The organism is Streptococcus pluranimalium, from assembly GCF_047785745.1.
Classification (GTDB): domain Bacteria; phylum Bacillota; class Bacilli; order Lactobacillales; family Streptococcaceae; genus Streptococcus; species Streptococcus pluranimalium_B.
In genome coordinates, this window is the sequence record NZ_JBLOJT010000188.1 from 1 (window position 1) to 1425 (window position 1425).

Below are 1425 nucleotides of genomic sequence, written 5' to 3' on the forward strand. Positions count from 1 at the left end.
ATAAGAGGATTATGTTCTTCTTTTTTGTGCTTTGGGTTAGAAGGAGTGAATTATTTATAATATTGTTTGAAAAAAAGCCCTAAAAACGGTAGAATAAGGGAGGACTAAATAGATGGAGGAAATCATGTCTTATTCTAATTTAAAGTTGTTTGCATTGTCATCAAACAAAGAATTAGCAGAAAAAGTTGCTGAAAATATTGGCATTAGTCTTGGAAAATCAACTGTTCATCAGTTTTCTGACGGTGAGATTCAAGTCAATATTGAAGAATCAATTCGTGGACATCATGTTTTTATTTTGCAATCAACGAGCTCACCGGTCAATGATAATTTAATGGAAATTTTGATTATGGTGGACGCTTTAAAAAGAGCTAGCGCTGAGACGATTAATGTTGTTATGCCGTATTATGGTTACGCTCGTCAGGATCGTAAAGCACGTTCACGTGAGCCTATCACTTCAAAATTAGTTGCAGACATGTTAGAGGTTGCTGGTGTGAATCGTTTGTTAACGGTAGATCTTCATGCAGCACAAATTCAAGGTTTTTTTGATATTCCTGTTGATCATTTAATGGGAGCTCCTCTTATTGCTGATTACTTTGATCGTCATGGTCTAGTAGGAGATGATGTTGTTGTTGTTAGTCCAGATCATGGTGGTGTTACGCGTGCGCGTAAGTTAGCACAATTCTTGCATACCCCTATTGCTATCATTGATAAGCGTCGTAGTGTTGATAAGATGAATACGAGTGAAGTGATGAATATTATTGGTAATGTTGAAGGAAAAACTTGTATTTTGATTGATGATATGATTGATACGGCTGGTACCATTTGCCATGCAGCAGATGCTTTAGCAGAGGCAGGGGCTACCTGCGTATATGCCTCATGTACACATCCAGTTTTGTCAGGACCTGCCTTAGATAATATTCAAAACTCAGCTATTGAAAAATTAGTTGTTTTAGATACTATCTATCTTTCTGAAGAACGTTTGATTGATAAGATTGAACAAATTTCTATTGCTGAATTAATTGGTGATGCTATTGTACGTATCCATGAAAAACGTCCTTTATCCCCATTATTTGAATTATCAACTAAAAAGTAAATTGATTACATAGAAGGGTCTTTTGATGAGATCCTTTTTTATATACTAACTTCTCAAAGTAAGTCCTATTAGCTATAGGTACTGATAAGGTTGGGAACAAAATTGCTTGAAATACTTAGTTTTTGGGATACTGAAATCACTGGCGCTGATGGAGTCTTAAAGTAAGTGATAGGTAGCTAGAATTTCAGGATCACGCTTCTTTTAGGGCAGTTGTTACAAACATAGAGGCTTGAGAAGGGGACAAGTATCACAGTTAGAGGTTGACACTTGTTTTTTGGTTGTGAGATGATTCATGATCTTCTTAAAGACTGTAGAAGGAGCTTTATAACCTT

General features: G+C 35.9%; 1 protein-coding gene. It reads left to right on the plus strand.

The annotated features are described in order from the left end of the window. Positions 1-124: 124 nt before the first annotated feature. On the plus strand, positions 125-1093 hold the full coding sequence (locus ACMZ6U_RS10360) for a ribose-phosphate diphosphokinase (protein ID WP_416108338.1): 969 nt from the start codon (positions 125-127) through the stop codon (positions 1091-1093). Positions 1094-1425: the final 332 nt, after the last annotated feature.

What these genes read in the sequence shown, in the direction of transcription:
- ACMZ6U_RS10360 (WP_416108338.1), top strand. Translation starts at nt 125, where the DNA reads ATGTCTTATTCTAATTTAAAGTTGTTTGCATTGTCATCAAACAAAGAA.